General features: G+C 42.8%; 21 protein-coding genes. All 21 read left to right on the forward strand.

The genetic code is table 11. The features are described from left to right. The first annotated feature begins 99 nt into the window (after positions 1-99). The 21 genes from ACXACN_RS04845 to ACXACN_RS04945 all read left to right on the forward strand — a co-directional run bounded on the left by ACXACN_RS04845 (position 100) and on the right by ACXACN_RS04945 (position 22,928). Positions 100-825, forward strand: a complete 726-nt coding sequence (locus tag ACXACN_RS04845) for a GntR family transcriptional regulator (RefSeq protein WP_474962731.1) — start codon at positions 100-102, stop codon at positions 823-825. A 113-nt stretch (positions 826-938) separates the two neighbouring features. After that, on the forward strand, positions 939-2,060 hold the full coding sequence (locus ACXACN_RS04850) for a BMP family lipoprotein (RefSeq protein WP_474962732.1): 1,122 nt from the start codon (positions 939-941) through the stop codon (positions 2,058-2,060). A 142-nt stretch (positions 2,061-2,202) separates the two neighbouring features. Continuing rightward, entirely contained in the window at positions 2,203-3,729 is a 1,527-nt protein-coding gene (locus tag ACXACN_RS04855) for an ABC transporter ATP-binding protein (RefSeq protein WP_474962733.1), read from the forward strand. Then, positions 3,729-4,775: an ABC transporter permease gene (locus ACXACN_RS04860; RefSeq protein ID WP_474962735.1), complete on the forward strand. Its 1,047-nt coding sequence runs from the start codon at positions 3,729-3,731 to the stop codon at positions 4,773-4,775. Before ACXACN_RS04855 ends, ACXACN_RS04860 begins: the two co-directional genes overlap by 1 nt. Beyond that, the gene (locus tag ACXACN_RS04865; RefSeq protein ID WP_474962736.1) at positions 4,776-5,735 is read left to right on the forward strand and encodes an ABC transporter permease; all 960 of its coding nucleotides are present in this window, start codon (positions 4,776-4,778) and stop codon (positions 5,733-5,735) included. Between the two features lie 140 nt (positions 5,736-5,875). Continuing rightward, positions 5,876-7,162 carry an EF-P 5-aminopentanol modification-associated protein YfmF gene (yfmF, locus tag ACXACN_RS04870; RefSeq protein WP_474962738.1) on the forward strand — a complete coding sequence of 429 codons (1,287 nt, stop codon included), beginning with the start codon at positions 5,876-5,878 and terminating at the stop codon, positions 7,160-7,162. Then, positions 7,162-8,454 (forward strand): EF-P 5-aminopentanol modification-associated protein YfmH, encoded by a 1,293-nt coding sequence (gene yfmH / locus ACXACN_RS04875; RefSeq protein WP_474962739.1) that lies wholly within the window; start codon positions 7,162-7,164, stop codon positions 8,452-8,454. Before yfmF ends, yfmH begins: the two co-directional genes overlap by 1 nt. Then, entirely contained in the window at positions 8,447-9,166 is a 720-nt protein-coding gene (gene ymfI, locus ACXACN_RS04880; RefSeq protein WP_474962740.1) for an elongation factor P 5-aminopentanone reductase, read from the forward strand. The genes yfmH and ymfI overlap by 8 nt, the downstream gene beginning before the upstream one ends. A gap of 67 nt (positions 9,167-9,233) precedes the next feature. Beyond that, a complete protein-coding gene (locus tag ACXACN_RS04885; RefSeq protein ID WP_115893179.1) occupies positions 9,234-9,494 on the forward strand; it encodes a DUF3243 domain-containing protein in 261 nt (86 codons plus the stop codon). Between the two features lie 193 nt (positions 9,495-9,687). After that, positions 9,688-10,479 (forward strand): DUF3388 domain-containing protein, encoded by a 792-nt coding sequence (locus tag ACXACN_RS04890; protein WP_146816339.1) that lies wholly within the window; start codon positions 9,688-9,690, stop codon positions 10,477-10,479. 18 nt (positions 10,480-10,497) lie between these two features. Beyond that, a complete protein-coding gene (locus ACXACN_RS04895; RefSeq protein WP_474962742.1) occupies positions 10,498-11,409 on the forward strand; it encodes a helix-turn-helix domain-containing protein in 912 nt (303 codons plus the stop codon). Positions 11,410-11,526: 117 nt separating this feature from the next. Next, positions 11,527-12,105: a CDP-diacylglycerol--glycerol-3-phosphate 3-phosphatidyltransferase gene (gene pgsA / locus ACXACN_RS04900; RefSeq protein WP_474962743.1), complete on the forward strand. Its 579-nt coding sequence runs from the start codon at positions 11,527-11,529 to the stop codon at positions 12,103-12,105. Beyond that, the gene (locus ACXACN_RS04905; RefSeq protein WP_474962745.1) at positions 12,102-13,340 is read left to right on the forward strand and encodes a competence/damage-inducible protein A; all 1,239 of its coding nucleotides are present in this window, start codon (positions 12,102-12,104) and stop codon (positions 13,338-13,340) included. The genes pgsA and ACXACN_RS04905 overlap by 4 nt, the downstream gene beginning before the upstream one ends. Before the next feature lie 165 nt (positions 13,341-13,505). Beyond that, on the forward strand, positions 13,506-14,549 hold the full coding sequence (gene recA, locus ACXACN_RS04910) for a recombinase RecA (RefSeq protein WP_220583194.1): 1,044 nt from the start codon (positions 13,506-13,508) through the stop codon (positions 14,547-14,549). 340 nt (positions 14,550-14,889) lie between these two features. Then, positions 14,890-16,452 carry a ribonuclease Y gene (gene rny / locus ACXACN_RS04915; protein ID WP_474962746.1) on the forward strand — a complete coding sequence of 521 codons (1,563 nt, stop codon included), beginning with the start codon at positions 14,890-14,892 and terminating at the stop codon, positions 16,450-16,452. A gap of 87 nt (positions 16,453-16,539) precedes the next feature. Further along, positions 16,540-17,337: a TIGR00282 family metallophosphoesterase gene (locus ACXACN_RS04920; RefSeq protein WP_474962747.1), complete on the forward strand. Its 798-nt coding sequence runs from the start codon at positions 16,540-16,542 to the stop codon at positions 17,335-17,337. 108 nt (positions 17,338-17,445) lie between these two features. Next, the gene (locus tag ACXACN_RS04925) at positions 17,446-17,706 is read left to right on the forward strand and encodes a stage V sporulation protein S (RefSeq protein WP_008640081.1); all 261 of its coding nucleotides are present in this window, start codon (positions 17,446-17,448) and stop codon (positions 17,704-17,706) included. A 532-nt stretch (positions 17,707-18,238) separates the two neighbouring features. Next, a complete protein-coding gene (gene tdh / locus ACXACN_RS04930; protein WP_474962749.1) occupies positions 18,239-19,279 on the forward strand; it encodes an L-threonine 3-dehydrogenase in 1,041 nt (346 codons plus the stop codon). Positions 19,280-19,297: 18 nt separating this feature from the next. Continuing rightward, positions 19,298-20,473: a glycine C-acetyltransferase gene (locus tag ACXACN_RS04935; RefSeq protein ID WP_474962751.1), complete on the forward strand. Its 1,176-nt coding sequence runs from the start codon at positions 19,298-19,300 to the stop codon at positions 20,471-20,473. A gap of 457 nt (positions 20,474-20,930) precedes the next feature. After that, positions 20,931-22,502 carry a tRNA (N6-isopentenyl adenosine(37)-C2)-methylthiotransferase MiaB gene (gene miaB, locus ACXACN_RS04940; protein WP_474962753.1) on the forward strand — a complete coding sequence of 524 codons (1,572 nt, stop codon included), beginning with the start codon at positions 20,931-20,933 and terminating at the stop codon, positions 22,500-22,502. Continuing rightward, complete coding sequence (locus ACXACN_RS04945) at positions 22,503-22,928, forward strand: YlbF/YmcA family competence regulator (protein WP_474962755.1); 426 nt, start codon at positions 22,503-22,505, stop codon at positions 22,926-22,928. It begins immediately after the preceding gene. Positions 22,929-23,062 lie beyond the last annotated feature (134 nt).

Here is a 23,062-nt window from a genome sequence, read left to right on the forward strand (position 1 = left end):
ATTTATCGAATAGTGTTATATTATTGTCAAAATGTGATGTGTCGAACGTCAGAGGTCAGATCTCTAGACATATAGTTCAATAGACTTGGGGTGAAAGTGATGTCCATCAGACAAGATACTCGACATCTTTATTTACAGGTGATCGAGCAGATTAAACGCGATATTGAAAACGGTATCTTTGTAGAAAAACAAAAACTACCATCCGAATTCCAGCTTTCAAAATCTCTTGGAGTTTCAAGAGCTACATTGAGGGAAGCGTTGAGGATTTTAGAAGAAGAAGGTGTGGTTACTCGGAGGCACGGTGTAGGTACGTTTGTTAATCCAAAGCCCCTGTTCACATCCGGCATTGAGGAATTAGATAGTGTAACAGGCATGATTGCAAAGTCAGGGATGACTCCGGGGTCTCAGTATTTGTCTGCAGAGCTAATTGAACCGACGGAAGAAGATCGGAAGCGATTCTCACCGCTGGATGTACATAGCATTGCAAAGGTCGAACGTGTTCGAACCGCTGACGATCAGCCGGTGGTTTATTGTACAGACAAAATTCCGGAAGGTCTACTTCCTATCGAGCAAATAAGAGAAGCGGATTCCTTGTTTAATGTTCTAGAGCGCTACACAGGAAAAACGATTGGTTATGCCGTTACACATATCGAACCGATCGGCTTTCATGAAAGAATTTCTCCGATTTTAAACTGTGAACCCGACCAGGCTCTTTTGCTTTTGAGGCAAATGCACTACTCTCAGGACGATGTTCCTATGTTACTTTCCTCCAACTACTTTCGGGCTGACAAGTTTAGTTTCCATGTTTTAAGAAAAAGAGTGTAAGGGCTTACAAAAAGTATGACGGATTCATTTTAGGGAGGTGAGGCCGGTAATAGATACTTGTAATCTGCTGGATACTGATTCACGTCATACTAAACAATTAGGGGGTAATGGTTTTGTTTAAAAGTCGTTTTCTTATGGTTCTAGTATTTCTATTAACTTTTGGTGTGTTCCTGGCTGCTTGTGGTTCTTCTGGTGGAGATGAAGAAGCAAGTGGAAGCAGCAGTGATGATTCTGGCAGTGAAGAATCTTCTGAAGAAGGTAACAGTGACTACTCTGTAGCGATGGTTACAGATGTCGGCGGGGTTGACGATAAGTCTTTCAACCAATCCGCTTGGGAAGGCTTGCAGGCTTTCGGTGAAGAACATGGCATGAGTAAAGGTGAGGGAATCGACTACGCTCAATCTGAGAGTGATGCCGATTACGCAACAAACTTAAACCGCCTTGTTCGTCAGGATTATGAATTGATCTATGGTATCGGATACCTTCTTCAACCGGCAATCGCTGAAGTTGCTGAGCAATATCCAGATACGAATTTCGCCCTTGTTGACGCTGTTCAAGAAGGTGATAACATAGCGAGCATCGTGTTTAAAGAACACCAAGGTTCTTTCCTTGCAGGTGTAGCTGCTGCAAACAAAACAAACACAGATAAAGTCGGATTCATTGGCGGGGTAGATGGAAACTTGATCAACAAGTTCGAAGCAGGATTCGTTGCGGGTGCTAAATCTGTAAACCCAGAGATTGAAGTAGAAGTACAGTATGCTGAAAGCTTCAATGACTCTCAAAAAGGACAAGCGATTGCTTCCAACATGTACTCCAAAGATATCGATGTGATTTACCATGCTTCCGGTGGAACGGGGAACGGCGTATTCGCACAGGCAAAAGACATCAAAAACAGCAACCCTGATGCAGAAGTATGGGTGATTGGTGTTGACCGTGACCAGCACGAAGAAGGTCAAATCGGTGATTCCAACGTCACGCTTACTTCCATGGTTAAACGTGTAGACATCGCTGTTCAAAACGTAGCAAACCAAGGCATGAATGGAGAATTCCCTGGAGGGGAAGTCCTTGAATTTGGTCTTGCTGACGATGCGATCAGCATTGCTCGCACAAACGAAGAAGCGATGACAGAAGAAATCGTTTCTGCTGTGGAAGAGTGGAAAGAGAAAATCGTCAACGGCGATGTTGAGGTTCCAAGCACACGTGATGATCTTCAAACATTCTTAGATTCAATGTAAAAATTCAATGTAAAAAACTTTTTGAAAGGGCTGGTGAGAGCCGGCCTTTTCTTCTGTCAAAGAAAATCATCAAATGAAAAGATTGTTCCGGCCCTTTTCCTTTGGTGATTTTTTAAGGTGCATGGGGGAGGGAGAGAGACGAATGGACTATATCATTGAAATGTTAAACATTAGAAAAGAATTTCCGGGTATTGTAGCGAATGACAATATTAATTTGCAAGTGAAAAAAGGTGAAATCCACGCTCTTCTTGGGGAAAATGGAGCGGGTAAATCTACACTTATGAACGTTTTGTTCGGCCTCTATCAGCCGGAAAGAGGAGAAATCAGAGTGCGTGGAGAGAAGGTCAACATTACGGATCCTAACGTAGCAAATGCACAAGGAATCGGGATGGTTCACCAACATTTCATGCTCGTAGATACGTTTACGGTAACTGAGAATATCGTTTTAGGAAGTGAACCTAAGAAAGCTGGAACGGTGAACTTGAAACATGCGGAAGAACAGGTGAGGGAGCTTTCCGAAAGATACGGTCTAAATGTCGATCCTAAAGCAAAAATTCGTGATATATCCGTAGGGATGCAACAGCGTGTCGAGATATTGAAAACACTGTATCGAGGAGCGGAAATCTTAATTTTTGACGAACCAACAGCTGTACTTACGCCTCAGGAAATCAAAGAGTTGATTGATATTATGCAAAGCCTTGTAAAAGAAGGAAAATCAATCATCCTGATCACACATAAATTGAAGGAGATTATGGAGGTCTGTGACAGGTGTACAGTGATACGGAAAGGACAGGGGATCGGAACGGTTGATGTGAGTGAAACCAACCCTACAGAGCTTGCTTCTTTGATGGTGGGTCGCGATGTCAACTTTTCTACGGAGAAAACAAAAGCCGATCCAAAAGAAGCCTATCTTTCAGTTGAAGATTTGAGGGTGAAAGATGTCCGTGGTGTCGAAATGGTTAAAGGACTGAACATGGAAGTTCGGGCAGGTGAAATTGTCGGAATCGCTGGTGTTGATGGGAATGGACAATCAGAGCTAATTGAAGCTATCACAGGCTTAAGAAAAAGTGAATCTGGAACCATCCGCCTTCATGATAAAGAAATTACGAACTTGACGCCTCGTAAAGTGACTCAATCTGGGGTTTCTCACATTCCACAGGATCGCCATAAATTCGGTCTTGTACTCGATTTTCCTATTGGTGAAAATATGGTGCTGCAAAGCTATCACCAGCAACCGTATTCCAAAAAAGGGGTCATGAACTTTAAGAACATCTACAAAAAAGCGAAAGCATTGATTGAAGAGTATGATGTCCGCACGCCGGATGCTTACACACCGGCGAGGGCTCTTTCAGGTGGGAACCAGCAAAAGGCAATCATTGGGCGGGAAGTGGACAGGTCCCCGGATTTGATTATTGCTGCTCAGCCGACGCGTGGGCTAGATGTAGGAGCAATTGAATTTATCCATAAAAAATTAATCGAAGAGAGAGACAAAGGTCGCGCTGTGCTTCTTCTATCCTTCGAACTGGATGAGATTATGAACTTGAGTGACCGGATTGCCGTCATGTTCGATGGACAGATCATTGCTGATGTCAAGCCAGAAGAAACGACTGAGCAAAAGCTTGGGTTGCTCATGGCTGGGAATTCAACAGAGAAAGCAGGTGAGCAGTAATGTTTTCCAATCGCCTATTCAATATCCTAGTACCAATCATATCCGTAGTGCTCGGCCTAATTTCTGGTGCCATCATCATGCTGATTTTCGGTTACAATCCGATCGCGGGGTTTGCTGCTTTATGGAATGGGGCCTTCGGTGATGCATACTTCTTAGGGGAGACAATCAGACAGGTGACTCCTTACATCCTCTCAGGACTTGCGGTGGCATTTGCCCTAAGGTCAGGGCTGTTGAACATCGGAGTTGAAGGTCAAGTGTTTATGGGATGGCTTGCCTCTGTTTGGATTGGTATTTCTTTTGAATTGCCAATGATCCTGCACTTGCCTTTAGCGATCTTGGCTGCCGCCATTGCAGGTGCCTTGTGGGGCTTTATTCCTGGTCTTCTGAAAGCGAAACTAGGCGTTCATGAAGTTATTGTTACAATCATGATGAACTATATTGCCCTGTATTTAAGTAATTCCATCGTCCGTAACTTGTTGAGCGATGGAGCGGATCGAACAGAAGAAGTAGCAGAAACGGCGTCATTACAATCGGCGTGGCTTGCGGATATAACGTTTTATTCAAGAGTTCACTATGGTTTTATTGTCGCTATATTAATGGCATTCGTCATGTGGTTTATTATTAACCGGACGACGACTGGATTTGAATTGAGGTCTGTAGGTTTTAACCAAAATGCATCCAAATACGCAGGAATGAATGTTAGTAAGAACATCATTCTTGCCATGGTCATTTCCGGTGCTTTTGCAGGTCTTGCAGGTGCGATGGAAGGACTCGGAACTTTTGGTTTCATTTCGATTAAATCTGGGTTTACCAATATTGGATTTGATGGAATTGCTGTCGCCCTATTAGGTGCGAATACAGCATTTGGTGTCATTCTTGCCGCCTTTCTTTTTGGAATTTTGAAAATCGGGGCGTTGAATATGCCGACGGCTGCAGGAGTTCCAACCGAACTTGTAGAGATCATTATTGCACTGATCATCTTCTTCGTCGCTTCAAGCTATATGATTCGTTGGGTCATGCTTCGGTTTAAAAAGGAGGGGAAATAAATGGAGATTATTGAACTAATCAGCCGTATTCTCGGCGCATCAGTAGTATTTGCTACCCCTCTTATTTTTACCGCTTTAGGGGGAGTGTTCAGTGAACGATCGGGAGTCATCAACATCGGTCTTGAAGGCTTAATGATCATGGGGGCTTTCGTAGCCATCGTTTCCAACTTGACATTTCATAGTGTTTTCGGCGCAGCGACTCCAGTCGTATCCCTGATCATCGCAATGGCCGTATCTGCTATATTTGCACTCGTTCACGCCGTCGCCTCCATTACTTTTCGGGCGGATCAAGTTGTCAGTGGGGTCGCTATTAACTTCCTGGCTTTAGGAATTGGATTGTTTCTGACCAAACAGTGGTATGACAAAGGTCAGACGGATTTCATTGAAAGTCCGATTTATTCTTCCAATGTTCCACTTCTCAATAAGATCCCGATTCTTGGGGACATGTTTTTCACTGGGTGGTACTGGACTTCTTATTTAGCGATTGCATTGGCATTCTTAGTATGGTTCATCATTTTTAAAACGCCATTTGGGCTTCGTCTACGGTCAGTTGGTGAACATCCGATGGCTGCGGATACCAATGGGATTAACGTCTATAAGATGAGGTACATCGGAGTGATGCTTTCGGGTGCTTTCGGTGGTCTGGGTGGCGCTGTCTATGCGTTGACAGTAACCCATAACTTTTCCCATGGTACAATTGTGGGCCAAGGGTTCATCGCACTTGCAGCCGTAATTTTCGGAAAATGGCATCCACTTGGAGCCCTCGGCGCGGCCATTTTCTTCGGGTTCGCCCAAAGTTTAAGTATCGTTTCATCGGATATCGCCTTTTTGGAAAACGTACCTTCTGTCTTTATGCTCATCGCTCCTTACGTATTGACGATCCTTGCTCTCGCAGGGTTTATTGGAAGAGCGGAAGCACCAAAGTCATTGGGAGAAGCTTATGTAAAAGGGAATCGATAAGCGATTTTAAGTCCGGTGCGGATGTGCCGGACTTAATTTTTTTACTTTTTCCCACATATACCTTAGCATAGGACTTAGTTTGAATGGATGAATATGGACATGTAGGTCTATAATAGAAGAGACTGATAAGGAGGATGAATATGAAAATAACTGAAGAAACGTTACTCGAAAAAGAAGGGTACCGTCTACATATTTTACCAAGCAAAAAATACAAAACCATTACAATCGTTGCCAAATTTAAGGCACCTTTAAAAAGAGAAGGAATAACAGAACGTGCGCTGTTGCCTCATGTCCTGCAAAAAGCGACGAACAAACACCCGAACGTACGGTCGTTGCAGTCTGCGTTTGAAAACCTTTATGGAACCGCCCTTTCTAGCGACGGGTCCAAAAAAGGGGAGAACCACGTCATCAGTTTCCGTATGGAAGTGGTCAATGAAACTTACTTGAATGATCAGGAACCGATCCTTGAAGAAGCGGTTCAACTTTTCAATGAAGTGCTGTTTGATCCGAAGACAGAAGGGGAAGGGTTCGATCCTTCCATTGTCTCCCGTGAAAAACAAACCCTTGAACAAAAAATCACAAGCATTAAAGACGATAAAATGAGCTACGCCAATATGAGACTCATGGATCATATGTGTAAAGATGAACCTTATGCTCTTCATGTTCATGGATACTTGGATGATCTAGAAGCGATTACATCAGAAAAGCTTTATGCTTACTATAAAGAGATGATCTCAAAAGATATGCTTGATGTGTACGTCATTGGTGATATGGATCAAAAAGCGATTGAGAAGCTGACGGATCAATATTTCTCTAGAAAAGGAAGCACCAATGCAGACGACGATCAATTGTCTGTCACAAAAGAGGTCAAAGAGGCGAAAGAGATTGTTGAAAGAGAAGAAGTGAACCAGGGTAAACTTCATCTTGGTTATCGTACGTATACGAAGTTTGGTGATGACGATTATTATGCATTGCAAATTTTTAATGGCATATTTGGAGGGTTCCCTAGTTCCAAATTGTTTATGAATGTTCGTGAAAAACACAGTTTGGCTTATTATGCCGCTTCAAGGTTCGAAAGTCACAAAGGTCTTCTGCTAGTTTTCAGTGGCGTTGACCCTAAAGACTATGATCAGGCGAAATCGATTATTTTGGAGCAGATGGATGCAATGAAGAATGGGGATTTCACCGAAGAACAAGTGGAGGAGACGAAAGAACAGGTCATCCATCAACTTCAAGAAACGATGGATAATGCAAACGGCATGATCGAAGTCCTTTACCATCAAATGTTATCAGGCGCTGAGATGCCTGCAAATGAGCTCATCAACAATATTCGAAAAGTAACTAAAGAGCAAGTCGTCCAAATGGCTAAGAAAATTGAACTGGATACGATTTACTTTTTAACGAGTAAAGAAGGAGGGGAATCCTAATGGAAGAACTGGTCTATACACAGTTGAACGAAACGGTTTATCAGGAGACTTTGGATAATGGGTTGAAAGTATTTTTGCTTTCAAAACCGGAAATGGCCAAGACTTTTGGTATTTTCACGACAAATTACGGATCCATCGACCAAACGTTCACGCCGATCGGAAAAGATGAGAAGGTGACCGTTCCTGAAGGGATTGCACACTTTCTTGAACACAAACTATTTGAAAAAGAAGACCGTGATGTGTTTCAGGATTTCACAAGGCTCGGTGCCTCTGCGAATGCCTTTACATCCTTTACGAAAACGGCTTATTTGTTTTCTGCAACCAGTCAAATCGATAAAAATGTACAAACACTACTTGATTTTGTCCAGGATCCTTATTTCTCAGAAGAATCGGTGGAAAAAGAAAAAGGGATCATCGCGCAAGAAATTCGCATGTATGATGATCAGCCTGATTGGCGGTCCTTTTTCGGAACGATTCAAAGCTTGTACCACCACCACCCTGTGAAGGTGGACATTGCAGGTACGGTTGACAGCATACAAAAAATTACGAAAGATGACCTCTATACTTGTTACGAGACGTTTTATCATCCTTCGAACATGGTCTTATTCGTTGCTGGAAATATCGATCCTGAGTCCATGATGACCATGATCAGAGACAACCAAGCGAAAAAAGAATTCCCTGATGCACCTGAAATCAACCGGTCATATCCTGAAGAGCCGGCTTCTGCTGCTAAAAAAGAACATTCAATTACTATGCCCGTGACGACCGCAAAAGCGATGGTCGGAGTCAAAGAAAATGTCGAGGGACTGACAGGAGAAGAGTTGGTCAGAGGCGAGCTTCTCTCAGGAATGATCCTGGATTACTATTTCTCAAGAAGCGGCGTTTTCTATGAAGAGCTCTACAAGAACGATCTCATCGATGACAGCTTCCAATTTGAAACGGAACTCGATCGTCAATTTGGTTTTACGATTCTCGGAGGAGACTCTAGAAAACCAGACGAAATGGCTTCCCGTATTAAAGAAATGCTTCATGAATTAAAGGAACAGCGGATTTCCGATGAAGATTTCACGAGGATGAAAAGGAAGAAGATCGGTCAATTTATGAGAGCCATGAACTCATTGGAGTTTATCGCTAATCAATTCACCCACTACCACACTCTCGGGACAGACTTGTTTGAAGTGCTGCCGATCATTGAATCCTTGACCGCTGATGATGCAGAAGAGTACTTGCAGCACTGGTTGAAAGAAGACGCCATTACTGTCTTCCAAATTAAGCCTCAAGCCAATGCATAAAAAGTGTTTGATTATAGGGTCCAGCGGAGGTATTGGTCAGGCGGTCGTCAAGCGTGTCGTCGGTCAAGGATTCTCCGTTGGCCTTCATTTTCATAAAAATGAGCAAACCATTAAAGAATTGAGAAAAGAGATTCCTGATTCTCAATGGATTGATGCCTATCAGGCGGACCTTTCTACATTAAGTGGCATTCATTCCTTTTTGAATCAGATCCATGAAGAGTGGGATGCTGTGATTTTTGCTGGCGGGCATATGTATAGTGGTTTATTCCAGGATATGACAGAGGGTGAGATGGACCAGCTTCATTTCGTCCACGTCAAATCTTTATGGATGATTTCCCATAAGGTCCTGCCCTATATGATCCGAAAGAAAAGTGGCAATGTTGTTGTCATCAGTTCTATTTTCGGGGTGGAAGGCGCGAGCATGGAGGTTGTCTATAGTTCTGTAAAAGGCGCACAGAACAGCTTTGTCAAAGGGCTTGCCAAAGAAGTCGCTCCGAGTGGAATAAGAGTCAACAGCATTGCACCTGGCTTGATTGATACTAAAATGAACGCTCATCTCGACGAGGAAGAACGGAATTTTCTAGAGGATGAAATTCCACTTGGGAGGTCCGGGACACCTGAAGAAGTCGCACAGACGGCCGGTTTTTTGTTGAGTGAAGAATCAAGCTACATAACTGGGCAAGTGATTCAAGTCAATGGCGGTTGGTCTTAATTCTGTTGCATAAGATCTGTGTTTCCTTCTCATACTAAGCATGAAAAAATTCAGAGGAGGTTACATCATGTCTGTTCTCGATAATTTCGATTCTTGGAAAGATTTCTTGGGCGATCGCTTACACCAGGCGAAAGGTCAAGGCATGCAAGAACAAGCGGTTTCTGAACTTGCTTATGAGATTGGTGGTTACTTAGCGAACTCCGTTGATGCTAAGAACGAGCAGGAAGCTGTCTTGCGTGATCTTTGGAATGTAGCAGATGAAAAAGAACAACACGCCATTGCCAATATGATGGTGAAAATGGTTCAAAACGAAGGAAATCAAGGTTAACCTCGTCATCAATCCGCACAGACGTCTGTGCGGATTTTTTCTGGTGTAACGAAGGTTTTTCAATTTTTGTATGTTTATATAGGATCGAACCTTTCCTATTTAGAAAAAATCCTTTATGATAGATAGAGAGTGAAAAATTCCATAAATCACTCGACTTTGACAAATAACGACAATTTTTCAGAGGAGTTGTATTATGGAAAAAAAAGAATGGTACTTAGAATATGAAATCCAATATAACCGCCCAGGACTACTTGGGGACATCTCCTCATTGTTAGGAATGATGGCGATAAACATTGTTACCATCAATGGTGTGGAAAATTCACACCGTGGCATGCTTCTTTTGTGCAAAGACGAAGAACAAATCACTCGGTTGAGATCGATATTAAATACCATGGATACAATAAAAGTGACGAAACTGCGCCGGCCGAAACTGAGGGATCGTTTGGCAGTAAGGCATGGACGATATATACATAGTGATGTGGATGATCGTAAAACGTTCCGCTTCAATCGGGAGGACCTTGGGTTACTTGTCGATTTTATGGCTGAACTCTTTATGAAGGATGGGCATAAACTGATCGGAATCCGCGGGATGCCTCGGGTTGGTAAAACGGAGTCTGTCGTAGCAGCGAGTGTATGTGCGAACAAAAGATGGCTGTTCGTATCCAGTACGCTCTTAAAGCAGACCGTACGCAATCAACTGATCGATGAAGAGTACAGTGAGGACAATCTCTATATCATTGATGGGATTGTCTCTGCGAAACGTGCCAATGAAAAACATTGGCAACTTGTCCGTGAGATCATGAGACTTCCTGCAACGAAAGTCATTGAACACCCTGACATTTTTGTTCAGGAAACGGAATATACAATGGATGATTTTGATTATATAATCGAACTTCGGAATAACGAAGATGAAGAAATTACTTATGAACCTGTGGAAAAACAAGAAATGTCTATGAATGAAGGTTTTTCCATGTTCGATTTTTAGAAATTGGATGGTGTTAACATGGAGATTGGAGAAAGACTGAAGGAAGCCCGGGAGTCCAAGGGGCTTTCTTTAGAATCGTTGCAAGAGACGACGAAAATACAAAAGCGCTACCTTCAGGCCATTGAAAAGAATGAATTTCAAGTTTTGCCTGGAAAATTTTACACGCGTGCGTTTATCAGGGAATACGCCTCTGCGGTCGGTTTAGACCCTGAACTTGTCATGGAAGAACATAAAGGGGAACTCCCGACCTTCGATGAGGAAAGCACAGTACAGTACAGCCGTGTCCAAAGAACCAAAAAAGAAGCGACACAAACAAGTGGACGGTCATCCAAGGCGCTCCCAACCATTTTAACCGTTGGATTGATCATCGGCCTGATCTTTGTCGTATGGGTCGTATGGCAGAATATGAGCGGAGCAGAAGGTGGCAATACAACACCAGACAATGAATCCAACAATGAAATTAGTGTGCCTGAGAATTCTGAAGACGAGACCTCCAGCGATCAGGGAGAAGCAGGAGAAAATGAAAATGATTCTGAAGAAACAGCTTCAGAAGAAGAAGCACCAGTGGAAGAAGAGGAACCCCCTGCTGAGAATGCTGAAGAGTTGGACATTCAACTCGTTCAGGAAGGGACAGGTTCTTTTCCAGAACACACCTATGAGGTGAGCGGCGCAACGGAACAATCTGTTGTCATTGAGTTGACAGGAAGAGCCTACATGGAAGTACAAGCTCCTAAAAATGGTGAAGACCTTGTAACAGCAAAAGAATACACCGCAGAGGATTCGCCAATCTCCCTTGATTTAGGGGATAAAGCTGAATTGTACATTAAGACTGGGAATGCACCAGGAACGACCGTTAAGATTGGTGAAAAGGCAATCCCTTACCCTAATCCAGAAGTATCCACTCAGAAGTTATTGTTGCAATTCAACTAAGAAACTGAATATAATCATGATTAGGCTGCCCCAGCGTTTCATTGAAAGAGTGCAAGGCCACTCTTTGTGGACGGGCAGCCTTTCATGTATTGAAATGACTGTTAGGAGAGTGAGCGTATGAATTTACCAAATAAAATTACATTATCCAGAATTTTTCTTATTCCGATTTTCATTATCCTTATGAGCGTTCCATTTGAATGGGGCACGTTTCAAATGGGAGACCGTGAGTTACCTGTCGCCCATTTAGCAGGTGCACTGCTGTTTATTGTAGCTTCTACAACCGACTGGATCGACGGGTATATTGCGAGGAAATATAACCTAGTCACCAATTTAGGGAAATTTCTCGATCCACTAGCTGACAAGCTTTTAGTCAGCGCAGCCCTGATCTTGCTTGTCGAAATCGGGCTCGCCCCAGCATGGATCGTCATATTGATCATCAGCCGTGAATTCGCTGTTACGGGACTTCGATTAGTAGCTGCAGGGGAAGGTAGTGTCCTTGCAGCAAGTCAAATGGGAAAACTGAAGACATGGATCCAAATTATCGCCATTTCCCTTCTCCTATTGCATAATTGGCCATTTGCATTTATCGGCTTCCCTCTTGGAATGTTCGCTCTTTACTTGGCATTGTTCATTACTGTGTATTCCGGTTATGATTACTTCAAGAAAAATTGGCATGTAATGAGAGATTCCAAATGAGAGCAGAAATCATAGGTGTTGGTACAGAATTGCTTTTAGGTCAAATTGCGAATACAAATGCCCAGTGGATCTCAAGTCGACTTGCCACCCTTGGACATTCCGTTTATCATCACACCGTGGTCGGAGATAACCTGAAAAGGGTGACAGATTCTTTTGCCCTGGCCGAAACAAGGGCTGACCTTGTTATTGTCACAGGTGGACTCGGTCCGACTGAAGATGACTTGACACTGGATGCCGCTCAACTCGTTTTTGGTGAGGAACTGGTTGAACACGAAGATTCCATGGAAAAGATCAAGGGCTATTATCAAAGAAATCAAAAGTCTATGTCAGAAAATAATCGTAAACAGGCGCGTGTGTTTGAGAGTGCCTCTGTCTTTCAAAATTCAGAAGGGATGGCGCCTGGTCAATTGGTAAAGCATGAGGATACCCTATGGGTCTTCCTTCCAGGAGTTCCTAGAGAAATGAAGCATATCATGGATGAATACGTCATTCCGTACCTAGAGAACAATCATCATATTGAATCACAAATCGTCTCAGAAATGATGCGTTTTATCGGGATCGGCGAATCGGATTTGGAGACAAGACTTCAGTCCTTGATTCAAGCCCAGTCCAACCCGACCATTGCCCCTCTCGCTTCAGAAGGGGAAGTGGGTTTAAGGTTGACAGCCACAGGAGAATCAACAGAACAGGCGAAGGAAAAGATCTTAGCGCTTAAAACTGAAATCCTTGCTCGTGTCGGAAAGTATTATTACGGCAGTGATGCGATTACCATCGAGGAGAAAGTAAGAGATCTTCTTAAAGAAAAAGGATTCAAAATCGGCTCAGCGGAAAGCTTTACCGGAGGAAGATTTTTGGAGCGTCTCATAGCCTTGCCTGGTGCTTCATCCGTCTGTCAGGGCGGATATACCGTTTATACGGGGGAAATGAAAGAAAAAATTCTGCAGGTCCCTAAATTCCTAATAGAACAATATGGGACCATCAGTCATGAATGTGCAGAAATAATGGCTTTGAACGCTCAAGCGAACTTAAATGTTGATCTTGCTGTCAGTTTCACAGGTGTGGCAGGTCCCGATGCCAGCGAAGGACATGAACCAGGTACCGTCTTTATCGGTCTTCAAATAGGAGAGAGAAAACCGGAAGTTCATAAATTCCATTTCGACGGAGGACGGGAACAAGTGAGAGTCAGAGCTGTGAAAAAAGCGTACGAAATGATTTTCCATAAATTAAAAAAGTAATTTTCATTGCTGGGAAGGTGTGATTTTGTTAATTTCACGTAGAGGAAATACAAATATCACACCTTCTATTCTTTATAAAAAACGGGAACATTTATTCGCTTTTTAGTTGGCAAACGATGAAAAACAAGTTATGATAGGGATAGAAATATTGAAAGGCGGTATATAATGAGCGATCGTAAACAAGCATTAGATATGGCATTACGTCAAATAGAAAAGCAGTTCGGAAAAGGTTCCATTATGAAGCTGGGAGAAAGCGCGGAGCAGAAAGTGAACACGGTTCCAAGTGGATCCCTTGCTCTTGACGTGGCCCTTGGTGTCGGCGGCTACCCACGTGGTCGAATTGTAGAAATTTATGGACCAGAATCTTCAGGTAAAACAACAGTCGCACTCCATGCGATTGCAGAAGCTCAACGAAAAGGTGGTCAGGCAGCCTTTATCGATGCGGAGCATGCTCTTGATCCTGTTTATGCGAGAGCTTTGGGTGTAGACATTGAAGAACTTTTACTCTCTCAACCAGATACAGGAGAACAGGCGCTTGAAATTGCTGAGGCCCTTGTACGTAGTGGAGCAGTCGATATGGTTGTCATTGACTCCGTTGCAGCACTTGTACCAAAAGCTGAGATTGAAGGGGAAATGGGTGACGCTCACGTCGGTTTGCAAGCACGTTTGATGTCTCAAGCGCTTCGTAAACTCTCTGGAGCCATCAATAAATCAAAAACAACAGCCATTTTCATTAACCAGATTCGTGAAAAAGTAGGGGTTATGTTCGGTAATCCAGAAACAACTCCTGGTGGGCGTGCGTTGAAGTTCTATTCTTCTGTTCGTCTGGAAGTCCGTCGCGCGGAAACTTTGAAACAAGGAAACGAAATGGTCGGAAACAAGACCCGTTTGAAAGTGGTCAAAAACAAAGTGGCCCCTCCTTTCAGACAGGCAGAAGTGGATATTATGTACGGCGAAGGTATTTCCCGAGAAGGGGAACTGCTTGATATCGGAACAGACCTCGATCTCATCCAGAAGAGCGGGTCATGGTATTCATATAAAGATGATAGACTCGGCCAAGGTCGTGAGAATGCTAAGCAATTCCTTAAAGAGAATGTAGAGGTCTATGAAGAAGTGAAAAAATTGATTCGAGATCACTATGGCATGGAAGCTGATGAGGAAGCGGCAGATGCTAATAATAAAGAGAGTCAGGAAACATTAGACGTTTAATCGTTCTACTAAGAAAAATCGAGTATGAAACAGCTGTTTCATACTCGATTTTTTTAATCTATGGATTGCATTTAAATAAAGTATTATAGAGGGTCCTTGGATCGGGTCAATTCTTGTGTGGTTCGGTCTGAAAATACTAAAAAATAGACTGATATTTTTAAATATTTGAATATGTTAGCAGATACATAGCGCGTTTCCTTGACATTCCTTATAGTCAAGCATAAAATGAATGTGTATCATTTTCATCTTTATACCCTTATCTTAAACAAATGAAACTGAAAATGAAACGTTTGTAATTGCCGACAAACGGACCAAGTTCATAGCAAGAGGAGGTGAAATTATGGATATAATATCCTCGCTCATCTTCATTTTGCTTGCCCTTATCATCGGTTCTGTTGTTGGTTATCTTATTCGGAAATCGATTGCGGAAGCGAAAATTTCCAGTGCTGAGGACCTTGCGAAACAGATAGTGGAAGAAGGTCATCGTAATGCTGAATCAGCCAAGAAGGAAGCTCTTCTTGAAGCGAAAGAAGAGAACCAGAAATTTCGCCAGGACGCGGAGAACGAAATCCGTGAGCGCCGCATGGAACTGCAGAAAACTGAAAATCGTTTAACTCAGAAAGAAGAGAATCTTGATCGTAAGAGTGGAACGCTTGACCAACGTGATCTTTCACTCGAGAAGAAAGAAGGGACTCTTGCCGAGAGACAACAACAAATTGAAGAAATGGAAAGCAAAGTGAAAGCTATGCTTCAAGAACAACAAACAGAGCTTGAACGCATTTCAAGCTTAACATCAGACCAGGCGAAGCAGATGATTTTAGAACGCGTCGAACAAGAAGTATCACACGAGTCAGCTCTTATGATTAAAGAAGCGGAAAACAGAGCGAAGGAAGAAGCGGATAAGAAGGCGAAAAGCATCCTTTCGCTTGCCCTTCAGCGTTGTGCAGCCGATCATGTGGCTGAAACGACAGTTTCCGTTGTCAACCTTCCAAATGACGAAATGAAAGGCCGCATCATCGGACGAGAAGGCCGAAACATTCGTACGTTGGAGACGCTGACAGGTATTGACTTGATTATTGATGATACTCCTGAGGCAGTCATCCTATCAGGTTTTGATCCAATTCGACGAGAAACAGCAAGAATGGCCCTAGAGAAGTTAGTGCAGGATGGTCGAATTCACCCAGCTCGCATTGAAGAGATGGTGGACAAGTCCAGACGAGAAGTTGATGATTACATCAGAGAAGTTGGTGAACAGACGACTTTTGAAGTAGGTGTTCATGGTCTCCACCCTGATCTGATTAAGATCTTAGGACGTCTGAAGTACCGTACAAGTTACGGTCAAAACGTCTTGAAACACTCAATGGAAGTCGCATACCTTTCTGGTTTGTTAGCTGCCGAACTTGGAGAAGATGAAACCCTGGCTCGTCGTGCAGGACTGCTTCATGACATTGGTAAAGCCATTGACCATGAAGTAGAAGGAAGCCACGTAGAAATCGGGAAAGAACTGGCGATGAAGTACAAAGAGAATGAAACAGTCATTAATGCTGTGGCATCCCACCACGGGGATGAAGAGCCGACTTCAATCATTTCTGTACTTGTTGCTGCAGCCGATGCTTTATCTGCCGCACGTCCTGGAGCTAGAAGTGAAACCTTAGAGAATTACATCAAACGTCTTGAAAAACTGGAAGAGATTTCAGAGTCTTATGATGGCGTAGAGAAGTCTTTCGCAATCCAAGCTGGACGCGAAGTTCGCATCATGGTTCGTCCTGATGAAATTGATGATCTTGAAGCAACAAGATTAGCACGAGATATTCGAAATCGAATCGAGGGAGAACTCGATTATCCAGGTCATATTAAAGTTACCGTTATTCGTGAAACACGTTCTGTGGAGTATGCGAAATAAAATGAATGAAGCGGCCTTCTTGGTCGCTTCATTTCTGTTTTTACGGGTAAAATAAATAAACGATTGTGGAAGGAAGGTTTTTGAACAATGAGAATATTATTTATAGGTGATGTCGTAGGCTCACCAGGACGGGAAATGGTTGACGAATACTTACCGAAACTTAAACAGAAATATCAGCCTGCTGTGACGATTGTTAACGGAGAAAATGCAGCGTCAGGTAAAGGCATTACCGAAAAAATTTATCGTCGTTTTCTTGAAAAAGGAGCGCAGGCGGTAACACTTGGCAACCATGCGTGGGATAAAAAAGAGATCTTTGAATTTATCGATGAGGCAGAGTACCTTGTCCGACCTGCCAACTTTCCTGAGGGGACGCCAGGGAAAGGGTTGACTTTTGTTAAAACTCCTAAGGGTGAGGTTGCTGTCATTAATTTGCAAGGGCGTACGTTCTTGTCTCCGAATGATGACCCATTTAGAAAGGTCGATGAATTGATAAAAGAAGCAAAAAAACGCACATCTATCATTTTTTTAGATTTTCATGCAGAAGCAACAAGTGAAAAGCAGGCAATGGGCTGGTATGTAGATGGTAGAGTTAGCGTAAATGTAGGGACACACACTCATATCCAAACCGCAGATGAAAGAATCCTTCCAGGAGGAACAGGTTATATTTCTGACGTAGGAATGACGGGCCCTTACGACGGCATTCTAGGCATGGAACGTGAAGCGGTTTTGAAGCGTTTCCTTACAAACTTACCCGTACGTTTTGAAGTTCCAAAAAAGGGAAGAGCACAACTGAGTGCCTTCTTGGTGGATGTAGATGAAAAGACAGGTAAATCTACAAAAGTCCAACGTATATTAATTAACGATGACCATCCATTCTTTAATTGATTATTTGAATTTTGCGACAAATTCATTCATAATGAAAAGGTAATATCCTACATCTCCAAGAATATAGTAGTTATGGAACAACTATAGTGATTGAAGGAGGAGCTAGTAATGGAAGTCTTAAAAGTATCAGCCAAATCCGTACCTAATTCAGTAGCAGGAGCCTTGGCCAACGTAGTACGAGAGCGTGGGACGGCCGAAATTCAAGCGATCGGAGCAGGAGCATTGAACCAGGCAGTCAAAGCCGTAGCCATCGCAAGAGGGTTTGTCGCCCCAAGTGGCATGGACTTGATTTGCATTCCGGCATTTACGGATATCATGATCGACGAAGAAGAGCGCACGGCGATTAAGTTAATCGTTGAGCCGCGTTGATTGAAAAGATTACAAGTTTTGTAATCTTTTCATGTACTTATGATGTTTGCTAGCAATTACCTTGTCCTTAAGGATGCAACGAAAATAGAATGGAGCAAAAAAGAGCGTACTCGATACCGAGCACGCTCTTTTTTTTATGCTCATTAATTAGTGAGTTTTTGTGGATTGTGGAATTTTTCCAGGATGGAAAGTCTCAGGAGGAAGAATGAATCACGACCTCCCTTAGGGAGTTGTTCCATGTAATATTGTTTCTAAGCCGGTTTCCAAATCACGTGCCGATAGTTAAGGGGTGATTTTCTTGAACGAAGCACTGTTAACTATGAAGGTTTGTCCCTCCCCTAAACCTCTCAAAATCAAGAGCTCATAAATAGATTGGGGAATCTACTGAATAGAAACAGGTAGTAGAATATTATAAGGCATGAGCGAATGTATTTTCACAGTGGACAGGCGAGTTTGCGTTTTTCTCATTACATGTTACTATTGTTAATATAAGAGGTTTAAAAATGATTTATTGAGGTTGGGAGTGTTCACTGTGAATGGAACGATGAAAGCGATCGTTAAGCATCACCGAGGTCCAGGAGCGCAAATGCAAGAAGTTTCGATTCCGGAAATCCGTGATGATGAAGTATTGATTCGTGTGAAAGCAACATCGATTTGTGGGACGGACGTCCATATATATAATTGGGATGAATGGTCTGAAAGCCGTGTCAAACCACCGTACGCTTTCGGACATGAATTTTCAGGAGAAATTGTAGAAGTAGGAAGTAAAGTTCATAATTTCCGAACAGGAGATTATGTCAGCGCAGAGACTCACCTTATTTGCGGTCATTGTCCGCAATGCTTGACGGGTAAATTCCATATTTGTGAAAACACTAAAATTATTGGTGTGGATACGCAAGGGTGCTTTGCAGAATATGTGGCTCTTCCAGCAGATAACCTATGGAAAAACCCAGATGATATGCCTACAGACATCGCTTCCATCCAAGAGCCGATGGGGAATGCTGTACATACGGTTCTAAATGGCGATGTAGCAGGAAAGTCAGTGGCCATCATCGGTTGCGGACCCATTGGTTTGATGGCGGTGGGTGTAGCTAAGGCAGCTGGAGCATCGCAAGTACTTGCCTTTGATTTGAATCCGTATCGTCTTGAACTGGCTGAAAAAATGGGAGCTACAACCGTGATCCACTCCGGTGAAATCGATCCTGTTGAAAAAGCAAAAGAGCTAACGGATGGTCATGGAGTAGACGTTGTTTGCGAAATGAGTGGGCATCCTGTTGCGATGGATCAAGGATTTAAGATGGTTACGAATGGGGGCCGTGTTTCCATTCTTAGTTTACCTACGAAACGAGTGAGCCTTGATGTTACGAATGACATCGTTTTTAAAGGCGTAGAGGTACAAGGGATTACTGGTAGAAAGATGTACGAAACATGGCAGCAGGTTTCACGCCTTCTTCAATCCAAACAGGTGGATGTCACACCACTGATCACGCACCATTTAAAGCTTGAAGAATTTGAAAAAGGCTTTGACTTGATGAATCAAGGTCAATGTGGAAAAGTAGTTTTACACCCATAATGGTAAGGAGGATGTTTTATGAAAGGCTTTGAATACTTACAAAAAGAACTAAACGAGATGCAGGAAGAAGGGACGTTCCGTACGTTGATCCCTCTGGAGTCTGCACAAGGATCCAAAGTGAAAATTAAAGGGAAAGAAGTCATTCAGCTTTCTTCCAACAACTATCTAGGGCTTACTTCACACCCTAAAATGAAAGAAGCAGCGGAAAAAGCGAACGAAGAATATGGTGTCGGTACAGGCTCAGTTCGTACGATTGCTGGTACATTAAAAATGCATGAGGACTTTGAAGAGAAATTAGCGAAGTTCAAACATACCGAAGCTGCACTTGTATTTCAATCCGGCTTCACAACAAACCAGGGTGTTTTGTCTTCCATCTTAGGAAAAGAAGATGTCGTCATCTCTGATGAATTAAACCATGCTTCAATCATCGATGGCATTCGTTTAACAAAAGCGGATCGTAAAATTTATAAGCATGTCGACATGGACTCATTAGAGTCAGCGTTGAAAGAAAGTGGCGATTATCGCACACGATTAATCGTTACCGATGGCGTATTTTCCATGGATGGAAATATCGCACCATTACCAGAAATCGTTGAACTTGCTGAAAAGTATGATGCGCTTATCATGGTGGATGATGCTCATGCGAGTGGAGTTCTCGGGGACAACGGCCGTGGTACGGTCAATCATTTCAACCTTGATGGTCGTGTCCACATTCAAGTGGGTACATTAAGTAAAGCAATTGGAGTACTTGGAGGGTATGTGGCAAGTACTAAAACCCTTCGAGATTATTTGATTCACAAAGGACGTCCTTTCTTGTTCAGTACATCCCACCCGCCGGCAGTAACAGCAGCGAATGATGCAGCGATCGATGTATTGTTAGAGGAGTCAGAACTGATTGAAAAACTTTGGGACAATACAAAATTCTTCAAAGATGGCTTGAACGCTCTTGGATTTGACACGGGAATCAGTGAAACCCCTGTAACACCTGTCATGATTGGGGATGATGCGCTCACGCACAAATTCTCCGATGAATTGTTCGAAGAAGGGGTATTCGCTCAAGGAATCGTCTTCCCAACAGTCCAACGCGGAAAAGGACGCGTGCGCACAATCGTTACAGCAGAACATTCCAAAGAAGAACTTCAAGAAGCTCTTGATGCCTTCGAAAAAGTTGGTAAAAAATTAGGGATCTTGTAATGGTTAAGAAGCCAGCTATGAAATATCATAGCTGGCTTCTTTTTATTAACAAATAAGTATTACCTCTCTTCCACAAACGCTCCCTTTTCTTGAAGACTCAGTTTCGAGGCGTTTGTTGAGTGGATGGGGCTGCGGGGAATAGCTCGCTTTCAGCGGGAACGCGGTGAGCCTTCTCGGACTGCGTCCTGTGGGGTCTCTCCATGCACTTTTTTCCCGCAGGAGGCTTGCCGTCATCCCCGCAGGAAAGCGAGTAGCTTCCCAGCCATCCCTGACGCCTCCTATGGCAAACGAACCCCGAAACATCTCAAAGTCAAATCTTACAGAATCCTGCCAATTTGTTGAATGAAATGGTTGGGAAATGGATGAAAAAAGGTGGAATTCATGTTTACGCTTAATTTATCATGTAAAACTTGATATAATGGTACAGTTAGAAGGTTCGGCTTGAAAGGAGATCATTATGAACGAACAGCAACGCAAGGAAATGTCACAAATTCATCAGCCTTCCAAGGGGGATGACAAAGCGGGACAAGATAACTTAAACCGATTGAAACAAAAAACTAGTGAAGATTTTGTCAAATATTTTGAAACAACATACCAACCTCCGAACATGAGAGATGCACAGCGTCGGAAGCGGAAAGAAACCGATGTCCACTATGACTTTGAAATTCCTGAAGATATGGATCAAGCAGGCAAAGGTAAAAAGTATATGATCCGTACATACGGGTGCCAGATGAACGAACATGATACAGAAGTGATGGCTGGAATTTTCGAAGAGATGGGTTATGAAGCTACGAAGGATACGAAAGAAGCGGACATTATTCTATTGAACACATGTGCGATCCGTGAAAATGCGGAAAATAAAGTGTTCGGTGAAATTGGACACTTGAAGCCTTTGAAAATGGAAAACCCAAATCTTATTATCGGAATCTGCGGATGTATGTCACAAGAAGAGTCCGTTGTTAACCGGATTCTAAAAAAACATCCATTTATCGATTTAATTTTCGGTACACATAATATTCATAGAATTCCACAGCTTGTGAAGGAAGCGATGTTCGGGAAAGAGATGGTTATTGATGTGTGGTCCAAAGAAGGAGACATCATTGAAAACCTACCAAGATCCCGAAAAGGGAAAATCAAGGCATGGGTTAACATCATGTATGGCTGTGACAAATTCTGCACCTACTGTATCGTTCCATATACAAGAGGAAAAGAAAGAAGCCGCTTACCTCAGGACATCATTCAGGAGGTACGGCATTTGGCAGCTCAAGGGTATAAAGAAATCACTCTCCTTGGACAAAACGTCAATGCCTATGGAAAAGATTTGGATATGAGTTATGGCCTAGGTGATCTAATGGATGAACTGAGAAGCATTGATATTCCAAGGGTTCGCTTTACCACATCTCATCCAAGAGACTTTGATGATCGTTTGGTTGAAGTCCTTGCAAAAGGTGGCAATATGCTCGACCACATCCACCTTCCTGTCCAGTCAGGCAATAGCGATATTTTGAAAATCATGGGGCGTAAGTACTCGAGAGAAGAGTATTTGGAGCTTGTTCGTAAAATTCGTTTAGCAATGCCAGATGCCACACTGACGACGGATATCATCGTTGGGTTTCCAAATGAAACGGAAGAACAGTTCCAGGATACATTATCTCTAGTGGAAGAAGTTGGCTTTGAAGCGGCTTATACATTCATTTATTCTCCAAGAGAAAACACACCCGCGGCCAAAATGAAAGATAATGTATCCATGGAAGAGAAGAAGGATCGATTGCAGCGCTTGAATAAAATTGTCAATCAGCAATCTGCTGATGCCATGAAAGCATATGAAGGGGAAATTGTAGATGTCCTTGTGGAAGGTGAAAGTAAGAATAATCCGGATGTGCTAGCTGGTTACACCAAGAGGAACAAGTTGGTCAACTTCCGAGCACCTGAGTCCACAATCGGACAAATTGTACCTGTAAGAGTGACCAAAGCAAAAACGTGGTCACTAGATGGAGAGTTAGTAGAAATCAACGCAGAGGTGAAATAAATGGCACAATATACAAGAAAAGAAGTAGTAGAAGAAGCAAAAAAATTAGCTAAAATGATGGCGGATATTGAAGAAATCGACCGTTTTAAACAATTGGAATCAAAATTGAATGACAACCAAAAGGTTCAATCTCATATTAAGAAAATAAAAGCTTTGCAAAAGCAGGCGGTTAACTTTCAAGCATACGGGAAAACGGAAGCTCTTCAAAAGATTGAAAAAGAAATCGATCGTCTTCAAGATGAGCTGGATGAGATCCCGGTTGTCGCAGAATTCAAAGAATCTCAAACGGTTATTAATGATATCCTTCAAATGGTTTCGAACACGATTTCCCGTGAAGTTACTAATGAAGTTATCCGTTCTACAGGGGGAGATATCCTACAAGGAGAAACGGGTTCAAATAAACAGAGTCATGGTTGCAGCCATTGATGCATACACTTCCGTCAGAGGGTTTTCCCCCTCTGGCGGATTTTTTTCGTACAATTTTATAGGCTATTGCATAGAATGAATTAAACACGTCCTTAGGCCATTTTCCCACTAGTCACATTCGCCCAACCAAACAT

Source organism: Halobacillus sp. AWM4_238, from assembly GCF_056158265.1.

Coding starts and splice junctions, on each gene's coding strand:
- ACXACN_RS04845 (WP_474962731.1), top strand. CDS start 100: ATGTCCATCAGACAAGATACTCGACATCTTTATTTACAGGTGATCGAG.
- ACXACN_RS04855 (WP_474962733.1), top strand. CDS start 2,203: ATGGACTATATCATTGAAATGTTAAACATTAGAAAAGAATTTCCGGGT.
- ACXACN_RS04860 (WP_474962735.1), top strand. CDS start 3,729: ATGTTTTCCAATCGCCTATTCAATATCCTAGTACCAATCATATCCGTA.
- ACXACN_RS04865 (WP_474962736.1), top strand. CDS start 4,776: ATGGAGATTATTGAACTAATCAGCCGTATTCTCGGCGCATCAGTAGTA.
- yfmF (WP_474962738.1), top strand. CDS start 5,876: ATGAAAATAACTGAAGAAACGTTACTCGAAAAAGAAGGGTACCGTCTA.
- yfmH (WP_474962739.1), top strand. CDS start 7,162: ATGGAAGAACTGGTCTATACACAGTTGAACGAAACGGTTTATCAGGAG.
- ymfI (WP_474962740.1), top strand. CDS start 8,447: ATGCATAAAAAGTGTTTGATTATAGGGTCCAGCGGAGGTATTGGTCAG.
- ACXACN_RS04885 (WP_115893179.1), top strand. CDS start 9,234: ATGTCTGTTCTCGATAATTTCGATTCTTGGAAAGATTTCTTGGGCGAT.
- ACXACN_RS04890 (WP_146816339.1), top strand. CDS start 9,688: ATGGAAAAAAAAGAATGGTACTTAGAATATGAAATCCAATATAACCGC.
- ACXACN_RS04895 (WP_474962742.1), top strand. CDS start 10,498: ATGGAGATTGGAGAAAGACTGAAGGAAGCCCGGGAGTCCAAGGGGCTT.
- pgsA (WP_474962743.1), top strand. CDS start 11,527: ATGAATTTACCAAATAAAATTACATTATCCAGAATTTTTCTTATTCCG.
- ACXACN_RS04905 (WP_474962745.1), top strand. CDS start 12,102: ATGAGAGCAGAAATCATAGGTGTTGGTACAGAATTGCTTTTAGGTCAA.
- recA (WP_220583194.1), top strand. CDS start 13,506: ATGAGCGATCGTAAACAAGCATTAGATATGGCATTACGTCAAATAGAA.
- rny (WP_474962746.1), top strand. CDS start 14,890: ATGGATATAATATCCTCGCTCATCTTCATTTTGCTTGCCCTTATCATC.
- ACXACN_RS04920 (WP_474962747.1), top strand. CDS start 16,540: ATGAGAATATTATTTATAGGTGATGTCGTAGGCTCACCAGGACGGGAA.
- ACXACN_RS04925 (WP_008640081.1), top strand. CDS start 17,446: ATGGAAGTCTTAAAAGTATCAGCCAAATCCGTACCTAATTCAGTAGCA.
- ACXACN_RS04935 (WP_474962751.1), top strand. CDS start 19,298: ATGAAAGGCTTTGAATACTTACAAAAAGAACTAAACGAGATGCAGGAA.
- miaB (WP_474962753.1), top strand. CDS start 20,931: ATGAACGAACAGCAACGCAAGGAAATGTCACAAATTCATCAGCCTTCC.
- ACXACN_RS04945 (WP_474962755.1), top strand. CDS start 22,503: ATGGCACAATATACAAGAAAAGAAGTAGTAGAAGAAGCAAAAAAATTA.